The sequence below is a fragment of the Limosilactobacillus vaginalis DSM 5837 = ATCC 49540 genome (assembly GCF_000159435.1).
GTDB classification, from domain to species: domain Bacteria; phylum Bacillota; class Bacilli; order Lactobacillales; family Lactobacillaceae; genus Limosilactobacillus; species Limosilactobacillus vaginalis.
The window spans coordinates 1-213 of sequence record NZ_GG693510.1 but is presented as its reverse complement, the minus strand read 5'-3'; the positions used below and the strand labels follow the sequence as shown (position 1 = coordinate 213).

The window sequence follows — 213 nt, the reverse complement described above, 5'->3', positions numbered from 1 at the left end:
AGCGCCTTGTCGATGGTGGCGAGCGCATTTTTGGCCTGCTCGCCGACGCTCTCGGGCATTGTCATGCTGGCATAATCATAGCCCGTGGTGCCGGACACATAGATGGTGTCCTCGTGGCGGACGGCGCGGGAATAGCCGAAGGTGGCTTCGAAGGGAGAGCCGGTGGAAATGCGCTGGACCAATTCGGATGTCCTCAGAGCCAGGGGCGTTCGG

The 213-nt window shown here is 62.0% G+C and carries 1 protein-coding gene; it reads right to left on the bottom strand.

Going from position 1 to position 213, the window contains the following annotated elements:
- On the bottom strand, window positions 1-182 hold a 182-nt coding region (locus tag HMPREF0549_RS09680; protein ID WP_204365214.1), incomplete at its 3' end, for a Rid family hydrolase.
- Window positions 183-213 lie beyond the last annotated feature (31 nt).